This is a genomic window from Paenibacillus sp. 11B (assembly GCF_030487755.1).
In the GTDB taxonomy this organism is placed as follows: domain Bacteria; phylum Bacillota; class Bacilli; order Paenibacillales; family Paenibacillaceae; genus Paenibacillus; species Paenibacillus vandeheii.
The window spans coordinates 278,065-296,258 of record NZ_JAUKNS010000006.1 but is presented as its reverse complement, the minus strand read 5'-3'; the positions used below and the strand labels follow the sequence as shown (position 1 = coordinate 296,258).

At 48.3% G+C, this 18,194-nt stretch carries 12 protein-coding genes, 2 tRNA genes, 3 rRNA genes and 1 other RNA gene; all 18 read left to right on the top strand.

The window, feature by feature from the left end:
- Positions 1 to 274: 274 nt before the first annotated feature.
- Positions 275 to 1,879 (top strand): CTP synthase, encoded by a 1,605-nt coding sequence (locus tag Q0V21_RS25545; RefSeq protein WP_024628782.1) that lies wholly within the window; start codon positions 275 to 277, stop codon positions 1,877 to 1,879.
- A 219-nt stretch (positions 1,880 to 2,098) separates the two neighbouring features.
- On the top strand, positions 2,099 to 2,485 hold the full coding sequence (locus Q0V21_RS25540; protein WP_024628781.1) for a response regulator: 387 nt from the start codon (positions 2,099 to 2,101) through the stop codon (positions 2,483 to 2,485).
- Positions 2,486 to 2,745: 260 nt separating this feature from the next.
- Positions 2,746 to 3,600: a class II fructose-1,6-bisphosphate aldolase gene (fba, locus tag Q0V21_RS25535; RefSeq protein ID WP_024628780.1), complete on the top strand. Its 855-nt coding sequence runs from the start codon at positions 2,746 to 2,748 to the stop codon at positions 3,598 to 3,600.
- Between the two features lie 149 nt (positions 3,601 to 3,749).
- Entirely contained in the window at positions 3,750 to 5,003 is a 1,254-nt protein-coding gene (locus Q0V21_RS25530) for a UDP-N-acetylglucosamine 1-carboxyvinyltransferase (RefSeq protein ID WP_024628779.1), read from the top strand.
- Between the two features lie 469 nt (positions 5,004 to 5,472).
- Positions 5,473 to 6,798, top strand: a complete 1,326-nt coding sequence (gene rho / locus Q0V21_RS25525; RefSeq protein WP_024628777.1) for a transcription termination factor Rho — start codon at positions 5,473 to 5,475, stop codon at positions 6,796 to 6,798.
- 98 nt (positions 6,799 to 6,896) lie between these two features.
- Entirely contained in the window at positions 6,897 to 8,171 is a 1,275-nt protein-coding gene (locus Q0V21_RS25520; protein WP_079345588.1) for a radical SAM family protein, read from the top strand.
- A gap of 103 nt (positions 8,172 to 8,274) precedes the next feature.
- Positions 8,275 to 8,472, top strand: a complete 198-nt coding sequence (gene rpmE / locus Q0V21_RS25515) for a 50S ribosomal protein L31 (protein WP_024628775.1) — start codon at positions 8,275 to 8,277, stop codon at positions 8,470 to 8,472.
- Positions 8,473 to 8,621: 149 nt separating this feature from the next.
- Positions 8,622 to 8,889, top strand: an RNA gene (gene ffs / locus Q0V21_RS25510) — signal recognition particle sRNA large type.
- Positions 8,890 to 9,061: 172 nt separating this feature from the next.
- Positions 9,062 to 10,822, top strand: coding sequence for a DNA polymerase III subunit gamma/tau (gene dnaX / locus Q0V21_RS25505; RefSeq protein ID WP_301881174.1), 1,761 nt, complete (start codon positions 9,062 to 9,064; stop codon positions 10,820 to 10,822).
- A gap of 48 nt (positions 10,823 to 10,870) precedes the next feature.
- Positions 10,871 to 11,182 carry a YbaB/EbfC family nucleoid-associated protein gene (locus Q0V21_RS25500; RefSeq protein WP_024628773.1) on the top strand — a complete coding sequence of 104 codons (312 nt, stop codon included), beginning with the start codon at positions 10,871 to 10,873 and terminating at the stop codon, positions 11,180 to 11,182.
- A gap of 34 nt (positions 11,183 to 11,216) precedes the next feature.
- Entirely contained in the window at positions 11,217 to 11,816 is a 600-nt protein-coding gene (gene recR / locus Q0V21_RS25495; protein WP_062329683.1) for a recombination mediator RecR, read from the top strand.
- Between the two features lie 344 nt (positions 11,817 to 12,160).
- Positions 12,161 to 12,391 (top strand): DUF2508 family protein, encoded by a 231-nt coding sequence (locus tag Q0V21_RS25490; protein ID WP_443146329.1) that lies wholly within the window; start codon positions 12,161 to 12,163, stop codon positions 12,389 to 12,391.
- 36 nt (positions 12,392 to 12,427) lie between these two features.
- Positions 12,428 to 12,697 (top strand): pro-sigmaK processing inhibitor BofA family protein, encoded by a 270-nt coding sequence (locus Q0V21_RS25485; RefSeq protein ID WP_285080726.1) that lies wholly within the window; start codon positions 12,428 to 12,430, stop codon positions 12,695 to 12,697.
- Positions 12,698 to 13,056: 359 nt separating this feature from the next.
- Positions 13,057 to 14,608, top strand: a 16S ribosomal RNA gene (locus Q0V21_RS25480).
- Positions 14,609 to 14,714: 106 nt separating this feature from the next.
- Positions 14,715 to 14,831, top strand: a 5S ribosomal RNA gene (gene rrf, locus Q0V21_RS25475).
- Positions 14,832 to 14,868: 37 nt separating this feature from the next.
- Positions 14,869 to 14,945 (top strand) — tRNA-Ile (locus Q0V21_RS25470).
- 22 nt (positions 14,946 to 14,967) lie between these two features.
- A tRNA-Ala gene (locus tag Q0V21_RS25465) sits at positions 14,968 to 15,043 on the top strand.
- 205 nt (positions 15,044 to 15,248) lie between these two features.
- Positions 15,249 to 18,174 (top strand): 23S ribosomal RNA (locus Q0V21_RS25460).
- The 16S, 23S and 5S rRNA genes sit together here with 2 tRNA genes alongside, the layout of an rRNA operon.
- The last annotated feature ends 20 nt before the right edge of the window (positions 18,175 to 18,194 follow it).

Genomic DNA, 18,194 nt, shown 5'->3' with positions numbered 1-18,194 from the left:
AATCCGTGGTCTGTTTTTGTATATCCAAAACACCAAATTCACTGATCCAATGATCTCTTTTTTGGGACAGATCTGGGTAATGGCTTCCGGAAGGTTTGCACCATTCTACGCTGTAGAACAACGTTGTTTACAAACGGTCTTCGCATGAAAGAGCAGTTCGCAGATGCAGGGAATTTCTGCCATTGCTCTTTTTAACGATGATTACCTGGGAAACGGGTTACGATAATACCATATATCGCCTGAATTCCGTACTTATATTAGGAGGGTAATAACAGTGACAAAGTATATTTTCGTGACGGGCGGAGTTGTGTCCTCCCTGGGCAAAGGGATAACGGCTGCCTCGCTGGGCAGATTGCTGAAAAACCGAGGGTTGAAGGTAACCATTCAAAAATTTGATCCATACATCAATATCGACCCGGGAACAATGAGTCCTTATCAGCATGGTGAGGTGTTTGTAACGGATGATGGCGCGGAAACGGATCTTGACCTTGGCCACTACGAACGTTTTATTGACATCAACCTCTCCAAAAACAGCAACGTCACGACTGGTAAAGTATACTCCTCCGTCATCAGCAAAGAGCGGCGCGGGGAATATCTGGGCGGAACGGTACAAGTCATTCCACACATCACGAACGAGATCAAAGAGCGTGTATTCCGCGCAGGACGTGAAGCGGGTTCGGATGTCGTTATTACGGAGATTGGCGGTACGGTGGGTGACATCGAGAGCTTGCCTTTCCTGGAAGCTATTCGTCAAATCAAGAGCGATGTAGGTCGTGACAACGTCATGTACATCCATGTAACACTTATCCCTTACATCAAGGCTGCTGGTGAAGTGAAAACCAAACCAACTCAGCACAGTGTGAAGGAATTGCGCAGCATTGGAATTCAGCCAAACGTTATTGTTTGCCGTACAGAGTATGAGCTTTCCAAAGACATGAAAGCCAAGATCGCTCTCTTCTGTGACATTGATGAAAACGCAGTGGTGGAATGCCGTGATGCAGACACATTGTACCAAGTGCCTTTGAATCTGCGTGAAGAAGGTTTGGACGAGATCGTGGTAAACCACCTGAAGCTGACTACTCCTGCACCGGATATGAGCGAGTGGGAAGGGCTGGTTGACCGGATCAACAAGCTGGAGCATACAGTGGAGATTGCCATTGTAGGTAAATATGTTGCTTTGCATGATGCTTATTTAAGTGTTGTTGAATCCTTGTCTCATGCAGGATTTGCATCCAATGCTGATGTGAAGATCCGCTGGATTCACTCCGAAGATATCACGGATGAGAATGTAGGCGATCTGCTGCATGGTGTAGGCGGAATCCTCGTACCTGGCGGATTTGGTGATCGGGGTATCGAAGGTAAGGTATCTGCCATTCGTTATGCCCGTGAGAAACAAATTCCGTTCTTCGGTATTTGCCTGGGTATGCAGGTGTCTGTTATTGAATATGCACGTTCCATCGTTGGTTTGACTGGAGCGAACAGCTCTGAGATTAATCCAGCTACGGAGTTCCCGGTAATCGACTTGTTGCCTGAACAAAAAGATATCGAAAACCTGGGTGGAACAATGCGTCTGGGTCTGTATCCTTGTAAGCTTCAAGAAGGTTCCCTGGCAATGGCTTGTTACGATGATGAATTGGTCTATGAGAGACACCGTCACCGGTACGAGTTCAACAATGAATACCGTGAAGCGATTGAAAAAGCCGGTTTGGTTATATCGGGTACATCCCCGGATGGACGTCTGGTTGAGATCGTGGAGCTTCCGGGTCACCCATGGTTCCTGTCAGTACAATTCCACCCGGAATTCACTTCCCGTCCGAACCGTCCACAGCCGTTGTTCCGTGAGTTTGTAAAAGCTTCTCTGGAGAGCGTTGGAAAATAAGCACTGATTATTAAGCTATAAATAAAAGGATGTTCTTGGCAACCGATAAGGATGCCGGAACATCCTTTTTTAATATGTCGAGATAAGAGAAAATGGTTTTTGGCATTTTACGATGTAAGCAGGATTTCAATGGGGGAGGTAGAATACTTATCATGACGACTATGGGATTGTTATCCAGATTCAGACGTACATGCTTTCCTAATTCTAGGAGGTTAATCAGTGGAAAATAAAAAAGTGTTAATTGTCGATGACCAGAATGGTATCCGAATCCTGTTAATGGAAGTGTTCAGCAGCGAAGGATATAATACGTTCCAAGCGCCTAATGGGAAGATTGCCCTGGAGATAGTAAATAATGACAAACCTGATCTTGTACTGCTCGATATGAAGATTCCGGGCATGGATGGCCTGGAAATTCTGAAACATATTAAGGAAATTGATCCGGATATCAAAGTCATCATGATGACGGCTTATGGTGAACTGGACATGATCAAGGAAGCTACGGATCTTGGAGCGCTCATGCACTTTACGAAACCGTTTGATATCGATGAAATGCGAGTGGCAGTCAATATGCAGCTTCGAAATGATACTGCGAATAAGTGCAGCTGAATCCTGTGAATACAGGATTTTTTTGCGTGTGAAGCTTTGAGAGTCTGTGGGTAGGCATGAAGGGTATTTCAGTCTGGTATCGGGGGAATATTGGAAATGGATACGCCATCATGCTGTGTCTATGAAAACTGTGCTGCAAAGCACAGCATTTTTGCAAATGCTTGTTTAGTATTTGACATGGGATGTGGTATAATAAGCCCGTATGTGATTTCGGCTAAAAACCATAGACACAACCCAACACCCCTAGGAGGATTGAAACCATGCCATTAGTATCTATGACAGACATGTTGAACAAAGCACTCGAAGGAAAATATGCAGTTGGTCAATACAACATCAATAACCTTGAGTGGACTCAAGCGATTCTTGCTGCTGCTGAAGAAGAGAAATCCCCAGTAATCCTGGGCGTATCCGAAGGCGCAGCTCGTCACATGAGCGGTTTCTACACAGTAGTTAAAATGGTAGAAGGACTCATTCACGACATGAAAATCACCGTTCCAGTTGCTATTCACTTGGACCACGGTTCCAGCTTTGATAAGTGTAAAGAAGCGATCGATGCTGGATTTACATCCGTAATGATCGACGGTTCCCACCACTCCATCGATGAAAACATCGAAATGACTAAAAAAGTTGTTGAATATGCACACGCTAAAGGTGTTTCTGTAGAAGCCGAAGTAGGTACTGTTGGTGGACAAGAAGACGACGTTATCGGTGGTATCATGTACGCTGACCTGAACGAGTGTGTACGTATCGTTAAAGAAACGGGTATCGACACATTGGCTCCAGCTCTTGGTTCCGTACACGGTCCTTACCATGGCGAGCCTAACTTGGGCTTCAAAGAAATGGAAGAAGTTCGCGATGCAGTTAACGTTCCACTGGTACTGCATGGTGGTACAGGTATCCCTAAACATGATATCGACAAAGCCATTTCCCTGGGTACTTCCAAAATCAACGTGAACACTGAGAACCAAATTTCGTTCTCCAAAGTAGTTCGCGAAGTGCTTGCAGCTAAACCAGATGCTTACGATCCACGTACGTTCATCGTACCAGGCCGTGATGCAATCAAAGAAACCGTTAAAGGTAAAATTCGCGAGTTTGGTTCTAACAACAAAGCGTAATTTGTCTTTACCAGTTCCATACAGTGTAAGTGGAAAGAACACCGCCTAGCCGGTGTCTTTCCATTTTCACGCCTTATTTCTACATCGAAAGCCAACAGCACGTATTGCCGTTAACCGGCTGCAAAACACGTAGGGGGACATTAAGCTTTATGGAAAAATTAATGATTAGTGGCGGACGTCCGTTACAGGGAACTGTAACTATAAGCGGCGCCAAGAACAGCGCCATCGCGCTTATTCCTGCAGCATTGCTTGCCGAGTCAGAAGTCGTGCTGGACAACCTGCCGCTTTTGAGTGACGTGGCGGTTTATGCAGAAATTTTGGAGGAACTCGGTGCTCGTGTACATTGGGAAGGCAGTCAGATGAAGATCGATCCTTCCGATATTAAATCCATTCCGATGCCGAATGGTCCCGTGAAGAAGCTTCGTGCTTCGTATTATATGATGGGAGCACTGCTTGGGCGTTTTAAAGAAGCAACCATTGGTTTACCAGGAGGCTGCAACTTTGAGCCTCGTCCGATTGATCAGCATATCAAAGGGTTTGAAGCGCTTGGCGCAACCGTAACGAATGAACATGGCTCCATTCATTTGCATGCCAAAGAGCTGCGTGGAGCAAAGATTTATCTGGATGTAAGCAGTGTAGGTGCAACCATTAACATCATGCTGGCGGCTACTCGTGCCAAAGGCTCTACAATTATCGAAAACGCGGCTAAAGAGCCTGAGATTATAGATGTAGCAACACTTTTGAATTCAATGGGTGCCAGCATCAAGGGTGCCGGTACCGAAACGATCCGTATTGAAGGTGTGTCGGAGCTGAAGGGTTGCCGTCATTCCATCATTCCGGACCGGATACAAGCGGGCACGTATATGATCGCTGCGGCTGCGACGCGTGGCGACGTTCTGATTGACAATGTGATTCCCAAACATCTGGAGGCTTTAACGGCGAAGTTGTTGGAAATGGGCGTTGGCATTGAAGAGCTCGACGAAAGTATTCGTGTCATTGGCAAGCCGAGATACAATCATGTAGACGTTAAGGCACTTGTCTATCCCGGTTTCCCGACGGATTTGCAGTCCCCGATGACCAGTGTTTTGACACAGGCAACGGGTGTGAGTGTCCTGAGCGACTTTGTATATAGCAACCGATTTAAGCACGTTCCTGAGTTGGTACGCATGGGCGCTAAGATCCGTGTCGAAGGGCGCTCAGCTATTATTGAAGGCAGTGCTTTGAATGCGGCCAAGGTAAAAGCATCTGATCTTCGCGCTGGTGCAGCGCTGGTGATCGCAGGTCTCACCGTCAGTGAAGGTGTGACCGAAGTGACTGGCGTTGAATTTATCGATCGTGGGTACGATCATCTAGTAACCAACCTGCGTCTGCTAGGTGCAGATGTGTGGCGAGAAACAGATTAATTCTGTATGGAATGGCGAGTTTTACGGCATTAAAGTGATTATTTTGACAGAGCTGCATATCCTTACAATAATTGGGCAAACCTGTTTTAATAGAGTTCTCAGTCTCTCCGGGATAAGACGAAATGTTCCTGTTTCCTTTACCGGAGGGTCTTTTTTTGAGTCAGACTTCATATGGCTGTAAGAACATCATTTCCTTTTCCCCAAACCCCGGTTTTGTTTGAACTGCGCTCCATAGCCGGTCTGCCCGGATCGAACGCCTCATGTATTCGTGTTCACTCACTAGCGGATCCTGCCGAATGCTGGCCATCCCGCCCGGAAACTTACACTCAAAGACAAGTATTTGCATTATAACGGTAACATTCCGTACAATGGACAGAAGAGAATTGCAGAACGATGCTGCTCTTATAGCCGGAACATCAAGCGAAACTATCCATTTCACGGACTTATTAATTGAATAGGTGGTTATTATATGGATCTACAAATTTCCGATTTGGAAGAAATGAAACTAACGGACCTCTACAAACTGGCCAAAAAATATCAAATTCCCTACTATGGCACATTGAAAAAGAAAGAATTGATCTTCGCCATATTACGTGCACAGGCTGAACAGAGCGGATTAATGTTTATGCAAGGTGTGCTCGAAATTTTACCTGAAGGCTACGGATTCCTTCGTCCGATCAATTACCTGCCAAGTACGGAAGACATCTACATCTCAGCCTCACAGATTCGTAAGTTTGATCTAAGAACAGGTGACCTCGTCTCAGGTAAGTGTAGAACACCTAAAGAAAACGAGCGATACTTCGGTTTGCTGCAAGTTAACGCTGTAAATGGTGAGAATCCATCGGCGGCTGCGGAACGACTTCACTTCCCGGCATTAACCCCATTGTACCCGCAGAAGAAACTGGTTCTCGAAACATCCCCTAACCATTTGTCCACACGCATTATGGATGTGCTCGCCCCGGTAGGACTGGGACAGCGCGGATTGATCGTAGCACCTCCCAAAGCGGGTAAAACACTTCTCCTCAAAGAAATCGCCAACAGCATCTCAACCAACAACCCAGAAATTGAACTATTTGTCCTGTTGATTGATGAACGTCCGGAAGAAGTTACGGATATGTCGCGTTCGGTTAAAGGGGAAGTTGTGGCTTCTACGTTTGATGAGCTGCCTGAGAACCATATCAAGGTTGCGGAATTGGTGCTTGAACGTGCGCTGCGTCTGGTTGAAGCGAAAAAAGATGTCGTTATCTTACTGGATAGCATTACGCGTCTTGCTCGTGCATACAACCTGGTTATCCCACCGTCCGGACGGACACTTAGTGGAGGTATTGACCCGGCAGCATTCCATCGCCCGAAACGTTTCTTCGGTTCTGCACGGAATGTGGAAGAGGGTGGAAGCCTGACGATTCTGGCTACAGCATTGATTGATACGGGATCGCGTATGGACGATATTATTTATGAAGAATTTAAAGGTACGGGTAATATGGAGCTTCATCTGGATCGCAAGCTGGCAGAGCGTCGTATTTTCCCGGCTATCGATATTCGTCGTTCCGGTACACGTCGCGAAGAAGTGTTGCTGAGCAAGGAAGAGCTTGATACAATCTGGGCGATCCGTAAAAACATGAACGATTCCCACGACTTTGTCGAAGGCTTCCTGAAAAAACTGCGTAATAGCAAAACGAATGCTGAGTTCTTGGCGGCATTTGATACAGCTGGCAACAGTCCGACAAGTAACTCCGGACAGACTACGACTCGGCGCTCGCCAAGACAGACTGCGGCTTCCGGTACAACTACCTAGAATTACGTCGTTGATTTAACTCCAATTTGCAGCGCTGCTGCAGGAATAACAATATACTCGTCGTTTGGCTTTAACCTATTAGATGTGAGGAGAACATCATGTATTTAGTATACGCAGATGAAAAAGGTAATGTATTTGATCATCCTTCCCTGTACGGGCTTGCCCGCAGTGGAGATATGATCGTCGAAATTATGGAGGATGAGCTGATTCCTTTGCCGGAAGGTGCAACGCTGGTTGGACTGCCGAGTACACGTCCGATTGGTATGGACCCGGATACTGGCGAGATGCTGCCAATGCCTAGCGACACACAGGCGGTTGGGGCTTTGCTTCCGCAAGGATTCACTCGGTTGTGTCTGCCAGGGTATGTAAAGACGGATAAGGAGTACAAACTGCCGTTGTTCGGTTACTCGGCTGTTGTATGGAAAGATGGTGAGTTTTACGTCACTGCCCGGATGTCGGATCACCCAGATCAATGGAATCCGTTGAACTGTGATCGAGATGACGTACGTGCGGGTGTTAAACGTTTAACGAAGCAATATCCTGAAAATCGCCTCTATACCCATCTGTCCAATTGTGCGCTCGGGTATGAATGTCTGACTTCGTCTAATACCTTCCTGAATCGTTGGGAAGGCGGCGTTCCGGTATCTTATTCCTGTAACGCAGGTTGTTTCGGATGTATTTCTGAACAACCGGATGATAGTGGCTTCGTTTCCCCGCAGACCCGGATGAATTTCCGTCCGCGAGTGGACGAAATCGTTGAAGTCATGCTGGAGCACTTGAAGACGCCGGAATCGATTATCAGCTTTGGTCAAGGTTGTGAAGGCGAGCCTTCCACGCAGGCCAAATTGATTATTGAAGCCATTCGTGAAGTGCGCTCCATAACTGACATGGGATATATCAACATTAACACCAATGCCGGTTTGAATGATCACATGAGAGGTATTGTTGATGCCGGGCTTGATTTAATGCGTGTAAGTACAATCAGTGCATTGGATGATCACTATAATGCTTATTACAAACCTCGTGGATATACACTGGCCAACGTGGAAAAATCGATGAAATACGCTGCTTCCCAGGGTGTATATACGTCGATCAACTATTTGATCTTCCCGGGAGTAACGGATCGTGAGGAAGAGATTGAAGCGATGATTGAGTTTGCTCGCAGAACCGAATTGCGTCTTATTCAAATGCGTAACCTCAATATTGACCCGGAGAGCTATCTGGAATTAATTCCTCCAGCTCAAGGTGATATTTTGGGCATGAAGCAAATGATTGAGATCTTTGAGGAAGAGCTGCCTGATGTCGTTATCGGCTCGTATACGCATGTTCCGCCAGCCGGAATGGCACGTCCAAAACGCCTGATCACTTCTTGACAATAATGGATTGCAACTGGCATTAGGCCGTGTTATAATCTTCGATGTTGTGCCATTTACTCTGGGTCCGCTTGAGGCTCAGGGCGGAAAGAGGTGAAAGGTAATGAAAGCAGCAATTCATCCTAAATACACGATTGGTCAAGTATCTTGCGCTTGCGGGAATACTTTTGAAACAGGTTCGGTTAAAGACGGACTTCGTGTAGAGATTTGCTCCGCGTGCCACCCGTTCTTCACAGGTAAACAGAAGTTTATCGATGCTGGCGGCCGTGTTGATCGTTTCAAGAAAAAATACGGAATCTAATTCAGCAATTCCTCGGGAATTGTCTGACTATTACATTCAAATCACCTCTGCCGTTCCGGCAGGGGTTTTTATAGGTTTTTATGTAATTGTAGTGCTCTCCTATTCCCTCCGGTTGCAATTTAGACAACCTTAAGTTATACTATTTCTTACCGTGCTAGATGGGGAGGTAGCGGTGCCCTGTAACTCGCAATCCGCTACAGCGAGGTTGAATTCCTGCTAGAGGTTTTGTCGATGTGAGGTTTGGTCCCTTAACGTAGTGTTGACGGTTGGGTCCTCCGCAATGAGTACTCATGAACCTGGTCAGGTCCGGAAGGAAGCAGCCATAAGTGAGATCACTCTTGTGCCGGAGGGTTGCCTAGCCCGAGCTGTTGTTAAGGGGTGCCGCTTGGATCGCAAATATCGATAGCAGGTGCACGGCTTACCATTTAAATGTAGAGACCTTTGCAGTTGTATGTATGCAGAGGTCTTTTTGATATGTCTAAAAAAACCAGCATGATGAGTCAGATAAAGTTTGGATTCACCCCGGAATATAGTATAATGGGGGAACGACAAAGGACTCGAATGCGAAGTGGAAGGAAGGTAACGCATCATGGAGCATATCGCGTTATACCGGGCTTGGCGTCCCCAGTCGTTTCAAGATATGGTGGGACAACAGCATATTATTCAGACCTTGCAGAACGCGATTCGTGAACAGCGGACTTCCCATGCCTACTTGTTTAGCGGGCCCAGAGGAACAGGGAAGACAAGTGCGGCCAAAATTTTGGCCAAAGCTGTAAACTGCGAACGCGGGCCTGCGCCTGAGCCTTGTAACGAGTGTGAAGCTTGCCGCAGGATTACGACTGGCGCTGTGATGGATGTGCAGGAAATTGATGCCGCATCCAACCGTGGCGTTGAAGAAATCCGCGATCTTCGGGAAAAGGTGAAATACGCCCCGACTGAAGTCCGGCAGAAAGTGTATATTATTGACGAAGTGCACATGCTGACGACAGAGGCATTCAATGCGCTGCTCAAAACGTTGGAAGAGCCTCCGCCACATGTGATGTTTATTTTGGCAACAACAGAACCCCATCGTCTTCCGGCGACAATTATTTCTCGCTGTCAGCGATTTGATTTTCGCCGGGTGTCCCTGGAAGAACAGACAGCACGACTTACGCTGATCTGCGAACAGGAAGGCATGGAAGCAGATCAGGACGCACTCCAGTACATCGCCCGCCTGTCTGACGGAGGGATGAGGGATGCACTCAGTGTCTTGGATCAGATCTCTTCCTTTACAGATGGAAGGGTGACCTATCAGCAGGTTATGGATATGACCGGAGGCATTCCTTCTGAACAGTTTGCGAAGCTGGCTGCTTCTCTCCTTAAGGGTGATGTAGGTCATATCTTGCAAATGATCGAAGGGTTCATGCATGAAGGCAAGAGTGCGGACAAGTGCATGGAGAATTTACTTTATTATTTCCGTGATTTGCTTATGATTAAGATGGTGCCGGATGCAGATAAACTGACGGATCGGGTGCTTGATCCCGAGTCTTTCCGTGATATGGCGGAATCATTCACCAAGGAACAGCTGTTTCAGATGATTGATACCCTTAACCGGTACCAGAGCGAAATGAAATACGCAGTACAGCCGCAGACACTGTTTGAAGTAGCTCTCCTTAAACTGTGCAGCATTCCGGCACAAGGGGCGACATCGGGTCAAGTATCGGGTTCGGTTGGTACGGCTCCTGCTGTATCCTCGCCAGCGGATGGTGGGGAGATCAACCGATTGAAGCAACAGCTTGCTGAACTGGAGAAAAAGCTTGATCGTGCGCTTAAGGGTGGTTTGTCTGGGGGAGAGGCTGCATCGAATGCTCCTTCACGTCCGGCAACAAGAGCTCCGGTGTCGAGAGGCAATTCGCCGGCGAAGCTGCCTGCACAGCTCGATCAGTATGTTGCGCGTAAGGGATCTCCTGAGTTTGTGGAGGTCAGCAAGAAGTGGGGGCAGATCCTGCAGCGCGTAAAAGAAGAGAAAGTAACCGTTCACGCCTGGTTTATGGATGGTGAACCGGTATCCCTGCTGGAAGACAATGTTCTGGTGGCATTTAAGAACAACATCCACCGTGAAACTACGGAGAAGCAGGCTAATCGCGAAGTGATCGAACGGGTACTGTCTGAACAGCTTGGACGTTCAGCGCGTCTTGTGACGATGATGCTCAAAGATTGGACCGGTGCGATGGAAGGAGCTACTGAAACGCCAAAGGAGGACTTTAAGCTTGAACCTGAGCATGAAGACGGCGGTTCAGGCAACAAGCAGCCTTGGATTGACGAAGCCATCCAGCTCTTTGGTGAGGACCTTGTAGTGATCAAAGAATAGATATACATGCGCCTGGCGCGATAACTATACTGAAGGAGATGAATAATCATGAACAACATGAACCAAATGATGAAACAAGTGAAGAAAATGCAGGAGCAAATGCTGAAGGCACAGGAGGAGCTGGCGGACAAAACAGTCCAAGGTACTTCTGGTGGCGGTGTTGTAACTGCTGAAGTTAACGGACATAAAAAATTGCTGGCAATCACAATCAAGCCAGAAGCGGTTGATCCAGAAGATGTTGAGATGCTGCAGGATCTGGTTATGACAGCAGTTAATGACGCAATGACCAAAGCTGATGAAATTGCGAACCAGGATATGGGTAAATTCACAGGTGGCATGAAAATTCCGGGATTATTTTAATTTAAATTGATCCTATCAAAGGAGACGCAATCGATTGTATTATCCCGAACCGATAGCGAAGCTGATTGATGCCTTCACCCGTTTGCCGGGTGTTGGCCCCAAGACGGCCGCGCGACTAGCTTTTCATGTGCTTAACATGAAGGAAGATGACGTTATTGATTTTGCCAAAGCGCTCGTCAGTGTGAAGCGGAATCTCCATTACTGTTCGGTGTGCTGTAATATTACGGATACTGATCCTTGTCGGATCTGTCAGGATAAATCCAGGGATGTATCGGTAATCTGTGTAGTCCAGGATTCCAAAGATTTGGTGGCTATGGAGCGTACCAAGGAATTTGACGGATACTATCATGTGCTGCAGGGTGCGATCTCTCCTATGGAGGGGATAGGTCCAGATGATATCCGTCTGAAGGAGCTTTTGACTCGGTTAAGTGATGAACGGGTTAAAGAACTGATTCTGGCTACAAATCCGAATATCGAAGGTGAGGCCACGGCAATGTATATTTCCCGCCTGGTCCGTCCGTTTGAGATATCGGTGACTCGGATTGCCCATGGATTGCCTGTTGGGGGCGACCTGGAGTATGCGGATGAAGTGACTCTTTCCAAAGCGCTGGAAGGGCGCAGGGAAATGAGATAGTTGTGCGTGTTGCTTGATGAGAGTGTGCACATATAATAATTTAATTTCTTAAACAAAAGAATAGATGAGTTTGGATTACTTTGGAGAGCCCTTTAGGCTCTCTTTTTTTGTTCTAATAATCGTTTTAACGTTGGTAAAATGTGAAGACTCTCAATTCTATGATGTATAAATATTTAGCCGAAGAATTGCGTTGACATCAAATTAACGATTGATTAAATTATTTAGCTCAGTTCTAAGTTTGTCCTTTCCCTGATATGTATGAGAATATGCTGTGCTGATCAGGAGGGGGAGGGCTTATGTTGATATGGCGAAATGTAGGAAGATCGGTAGAGAAACGTGAAAGAATGCTAAAGGAAATGGAAGAAGACCAGATCTATTCAGATATTCAGAAAGCCAAGGCGGAGTGGGAACGGGCGGTCAGACAGTTTGAAGAGGCACAAGGGGAGGATGAGATAGATTATGCGATCTATGTATTGGAAGCTGCCGAGCGTAAATATCAGATTCATTTGAAGCGGGCTAAGCGTTTTTTAGGGGTTAATAGGGCGTCTGTAGGTGATCGAGGGATGGGAATGTAAGTGATGGTATACTATCCAAACTTGGGGGTGTTGAACATGAAAAGCATTATATTAGGCAGTGTGCTTGTTGTATCGTTACTGGGGTTGGTCATCATCTTGTTTAGAAAACGGATTGGGCTATCCTTCTTTACATCATTCGGGATACATCTGGTATTGGCTGCGGTGGGGATATATATCGTTAATTATTCAGGCTGGATCACCGGGACTTACATTCCACTGAACCCTGCCACAATAGGTACTGTAAGCATTCTAGGATTGCCGGGAGTTGGATTGTTGTTGGGTTTAAAAATTTCTTTGTTTGGGTAGTTGACTCCCAAGATAATTATATGGTACATTATATCTCGTTGCTTTGCTTGATTGGTTAATTGCTTTTGACGAAATGACTGAGTTTGTTAAGAACTTGAAAAAAGAATTTCAAAAAAAGCTTGACTGAAACAAACGAAGTATGGTATATTATAAAAGTCGCCGCTGAGAGAAAATGGTGACGAAAAAGCAAGAAAATTATCAAGTTTGATCTTTGAAAACTGAACAACGAGTGAGTAAACATTCTGCTTGCAGAATGAACGCGAAAGTATGAAACAAGCCTTGGCTTGAATCGACTGGAGCACAAATGAGATTTTTAATCTCGTCAGTTTCAAAATGAGCATATCGCTCTTTTCAATACTTTATTGGAGAGTTTGATCCTGGCTCAGGACGAACGCTGGCGGCATGCCTAATACATGCAAGTCGAGCGGACTTGAAGAGAAGCTTGCTTCTCCGATGGTTAGCGGCGGACGGGTGAGTAACACGTAGGCAACCTGCCCTCAAGCTTGGGACAACTACCGGAAACGGTAGCTAATACCGAATAGTTGTTTTCTTCTCCTGAAGAAAACTGGAAAGACGGAGCAATCTGTCACTTGGGGATGGGCCTGCGGCGCATTAGCTAGTTGGTGGGGTAACGGCTCACCAAGGCGACGATGCGTAGCCGACCTGAGAGGGTGATCGGCCACACTGGGACTGAGACACGGCCCAGACTCCTACGGGAGGCAGCAGTAGGGAATCTTCCGCAATGGGCGAAAGCCTGACGGAGCAATGCCGCGTGAGTGATGAAGGTTTTCGGATCGTAAAGCTCTGTTGCCAGGGAAGAACGCTTGGGAGAGTAACTGCTCTCAAGGTGACGGTACCTGAGAAGAAAGCCCCGGCTAACTACGTGCCAGCAGCCGCGGTAATACGTAGGGGGCAAGCGTTGTCCGGAATTATTGGGCGTAAAGCGCGCGCAGGCGGTCATTTAAGTCTGGTGTTTAATCCCGGGGCTCAACCCCGGATCGCACTGGAAACTGGGTGACTTGAGTGCAGAAGAGGAGAGTGGAATTCCACGTGTAGCGGTGAAATGCGTAGATATGTGGAGGAACACCAGTGGCGAAGGCGACTCTCTGGGCTGTAACTGACGCTGAGGCGCGAAAGCGTGGGGAGCAAACAGGATTAGATACCCTGGTAGTCCACGCCGTAAACGATGAGTGCTAGGTGTTAGGGGTTTCGATACCCTTGGTGCCGAAGTTAACACATTAAGCACTCCGCCTGGGGAGTACGGTCGCAAGACTGAAACTCAAAGGAATTGACGGGGACCCGCACAAGCAGTGGAGTATGTGGTTTAATTCGAAGCAACGCGAAGAACCTTACCAGGTCTTGACATCCCTCTGACCGGTACAGAGATGTACCTTTCCTTCGGGACAGAGGAGACAGGTGGTGCATGGTTGTCGTCAGCTCGTGTCGTGAGATGTTGGGTTAAGTCCCGCAACGAGCGCAACCCTTGATCTTAGTTGCCAGCACTTCGGGTGGGCACTCTAAGGTGACTGCCGGTGACAAACCGGAGGAAGGTGGGGATGACGTCAAATCATCATGCCCCTTATGACCTGGGCTACACACGTACTACAATGGCCGGTACAACGGGCAGTGAAACCGCGAGGTGGAACGAATCCTAAAAAGCCGGTCTCAGTTCGGATTGCAGGCTGCAACTCGCCTGCATGAAGTCGGAATTGCTAGTAATCGCGGATCAGCATGCCGCGGTGAATACGTTCCCGGGTCTTGTACACACCGCCCGTCACACCACGAGAGTTTATAACACCCGAAGTCGGTGGGGTAACCGCAAGGAGCCAGCCGCCGAAGGTGGGATAGATGATTGGGGTGAAGTCGTAACAAGGTAGCCGTATCGGAAGGTGCGGCTGGATCACCTCCTTTCTATGGAGAATCGTTTCCTGTAACGGAAACATTCAAATACAAAATCTAGCCAGGTCGGCTAGTTACTCACTCGTTGCTCAGTTTTGAGAGCTCAAACTCTCAAACGTTTGGTGGCGATAGCGAAGGGGTTCCACACGTTCCCATCCCGAACACGACCGTTAAGCCCTTCAGCGTCGATGGTACTTGGACCGCAGGGTCCTGGGAGAGTAGAACGCCGCCAAGCGTAAACCCATTACGGGTTTCAATATGATATATAATGTGGGCCCTTAGCTCAGTTGGTTAGAGCGCACCTCTGATAAGGGTGAGGTCGGTGGTTCGAGTCCACCAGGGCCCACCATGTATACCTTAAAATCTAATATGGGGCCATAGCTCAGCTGGGAGAGCGCCTGCCTTGCAAGCAGGAGGTCAGCGGTTCGATCCCGCTTGGCTCCACCAACAAGATTTTACAAGCTTGTTCTTTGAAAACTAGATATCGAAACGAAATTTTGCGATTTAGAACATTCCTTTTTAAGCTGAACTTGTGTATAACAAGTTTCAATAAATAGTGAAAACTGCATGAGCGAGTGATCGAAATGGAGCGACTTTTGGCTTTGGACGTAGTCCAAAACAAGCGGAGCGACAGCTCGAACACGAGCGAGTTGGTTAAGCTACTAAGAGCACACGGAGGATGCCTAGGCGCTAGGAGCCGATGAAGGACGTGGCGAACAACGAAACTGCCTCGGGGAGCTGTAAGCAAGCTTTGATCCGGGGGTGTCCGAATGGGGAAACCCAGCTGGGGTAATTTCCAGTTACTCACAACTGAATACATAGGTTGTGCAGAGGCATACCAAGGGAACTGAAACATCTAAGTACCTTGAGGAAGAGAAAACAATAGTGATTCCGTCAGTAGCGGCGAGCGAACGCGGAGAAGCCCAAACCAGAGAGCTTGCTCTCTGGGGTTGTGGGACGTCTCACATGGAGTTACAAAGGAACCGGTTAAGTGAAGAGGTCTGGAAAGGCCCGCCAAAGAAGGTAAAAGCCCTGTAGTTGAAAGTCTGTTCCCTCCGAGACGGATCCCGAGTAGTGCGGGGCACGTGAAACCCCGTATGAATCCGGCAGGACCATCTGCCAAGGCTAAATACTTCCTAGCGACCGATAGTGAAGCAGTACCGTGAGGGAAAGGTGAAAAGCACCCCGGAAGGGGAGTGAAATAGAACCTGAAACCGTGTGCTTACAAAAAGTCAGAGCCCGTTTTAGGGGTGATGGCGTGCCTTTTGTAGAATGAACCGGCGAGTTACGTTCCCGTGCAAGGTTAAGGTGAAGAGCCGGAGCCGCAGCGAAAGCGAGTCTGAATAGGGCGACTTAGTACGTGGACGTAGACCCGAAACCGGGTGATCTACCCCTGTCCAGGGTGAAGGTGCGGTAACACGCACTGGAGGCCCGAACCCACGCATGTTGAAAAATGCGGGGATGAGGTGGGGGTAGCGGAGAAATTCCAATCGAACTCGGAGATAGCTGGTTCTCCCCGAAATAGCTTTAGGGCTAGCCTCGGAAAACAGAGTCGTGGAGGTAGAGCACTGATTGGGTGCGGGGCCCGCAAGGGTTACCAAGCTCAGTCAAACTCCGAATGCCATAGACTTACTTCCGGGAGTCAGACAGTGAGTGCTAAGATCCATTGTCAAAAGGGAAACAGCCCAGACCATCAGCTAAGGTCCCCAAGTGTGTGTTAAGTGGGAAAGGATGTGGAGTTGCACAGACAACCAGGATGTTGGCTTAGAAGCAGCCACCATTGAAAGAGTGCGTAATAGCTCACTGGTCGAGTGACTCTGCGCCGAAAATGTAACGGGGCTAAACACACCACCGAAGCTATGGCTTGATGCTTTGCATCAGGGGTAGGGGAGCGTTGTATAAGGGTTGAAGGTGTACCGTAAGGAGCGCTGGACATTATACAAGTGAGAATGCCGGTATGAGTAACGAAAAGATCAGTGAGAATCTGATCCGCCGAAAGCCTAAGGGTTCCTGAGGAAGGCTCGTCCGCTCAGGGTAAGTCGGGACCTAAGGCGAGGCCGAAAGGCGTAGTCGAAGGACAACAGGTCGAAATTCCTGTACCACCGTAAGCCGTTATGAGCAATGGGGGGACGCAGCAGGGTAGTGACGCGGACTGATGGATGTCCGTCTAAGCAGTGAGGCTGATGTGTAGGCAAATCCGCACATCGTAAGGCTGGGCTGTGATGGGGAGCGAAAATTACAGTAGCGAAGGTCATGATCTCACACTGCCAAGAAAAGCCTCTAGCCAGGTGATGGTGCCCGTACCGCAAACCGACACAGGTAGGCGAGAAGAGAATTCTAAGGCGCGCGGAAGAACTCTCGTTAAGGAACTCGGCAAAATGACCCCGTAACTTCGGGAGAAGGGGTGCCCCGGTAGTGTGAATAGCACGAGGGGGCCGCAGTGAAAAGGCCCAAGCGACTGTTTAGCAAAAACACAGGTCTGTGCGAAGCCGTAAGGCGAAGTATACGGGCTGACGCCTGCCCGGTGCTGGAAGGTTAAGGGGAGCGGTTAGGAGCAATCCGAAGCTGTGAACCGAAGCCCCAGTAAACGGCGGCCGTAACTATAACGGTCCTAAGGTAGCGAAATTCCTTGTCAGGTAAATTCTGACCCGCACGAATGGCGTAACGACTTGGGCGCTGTCTCAACGAGAGATCCGGTGAAATTTTAATACCTGTGAAGATGCAGGTTACCCGCGACAAGACGGAAAGACCCCATGGAGCTTTACTGCAGCTTGATATTGAATTTGGGTACGATCTGTACAGGATAGGTGGGAGCCTTTGAAACGTGAGCGCCAGCTTGCGTGGAGGCACCGTTGGGATACCACCCTGATCGTATCTAGGTTCTAACCTGGTACCGTAATCCGGTGCGGGGACAGTGTCAGGTGGGCAGTTTGACTGGGGCGGTCGCCTCCTAAAGAGTAACGGAGGCGCCCAAAGGTTCCCTCAGAATGGTTGGAAATCATTCGAAGAGTGCAAAGGCATAAGGGAGCTTGACTGCGAGACCTACAAGTCGAGCAGGGACGAAAGTCGGGCTTAGTGATCCGGTGGTACCGCATGGAAGGGCCATCGCTCAACGGATAAAAGCTACCCTGGGGATAACAGGCTTATCTCCCCCAAGAGTCCACATCGACGGGGAGGTTTGGCACCTCGATGTCGGCTCATCGCATCCTGGGGCTGAAGTAGGTCCCAAGGGTTGGGCTGTTCGCCCATTAAAGCGGTACGCGAGCTGGGTTCAGAACGTCGTGAGACAGTTCGGTCCCTATCTGTCGTGGGCGTAGGAAATTTGAGAGGAGCTGTCCTTAGTACGAGAGGACCGGGATGGACGTACCGCTGGTGTACCAGTTGTTCCGCCAGGAGCACCGCTGGGTAGCTATGTACGGAAGGGATAAGCGCTGAAAGCATCTAAGCGTGAAGCCCCCCTCAAGATGAGATTTCCCAGTATGTAAGACCCCTTGAAGACGACGAGGTAGATAGGCTGGGGGTGGAAGTGCAGCAATGCATGGAGCTGACCAGTACTAATCGGTCGAGGGCTTATCCAAGATATGCAGGTGATACATCG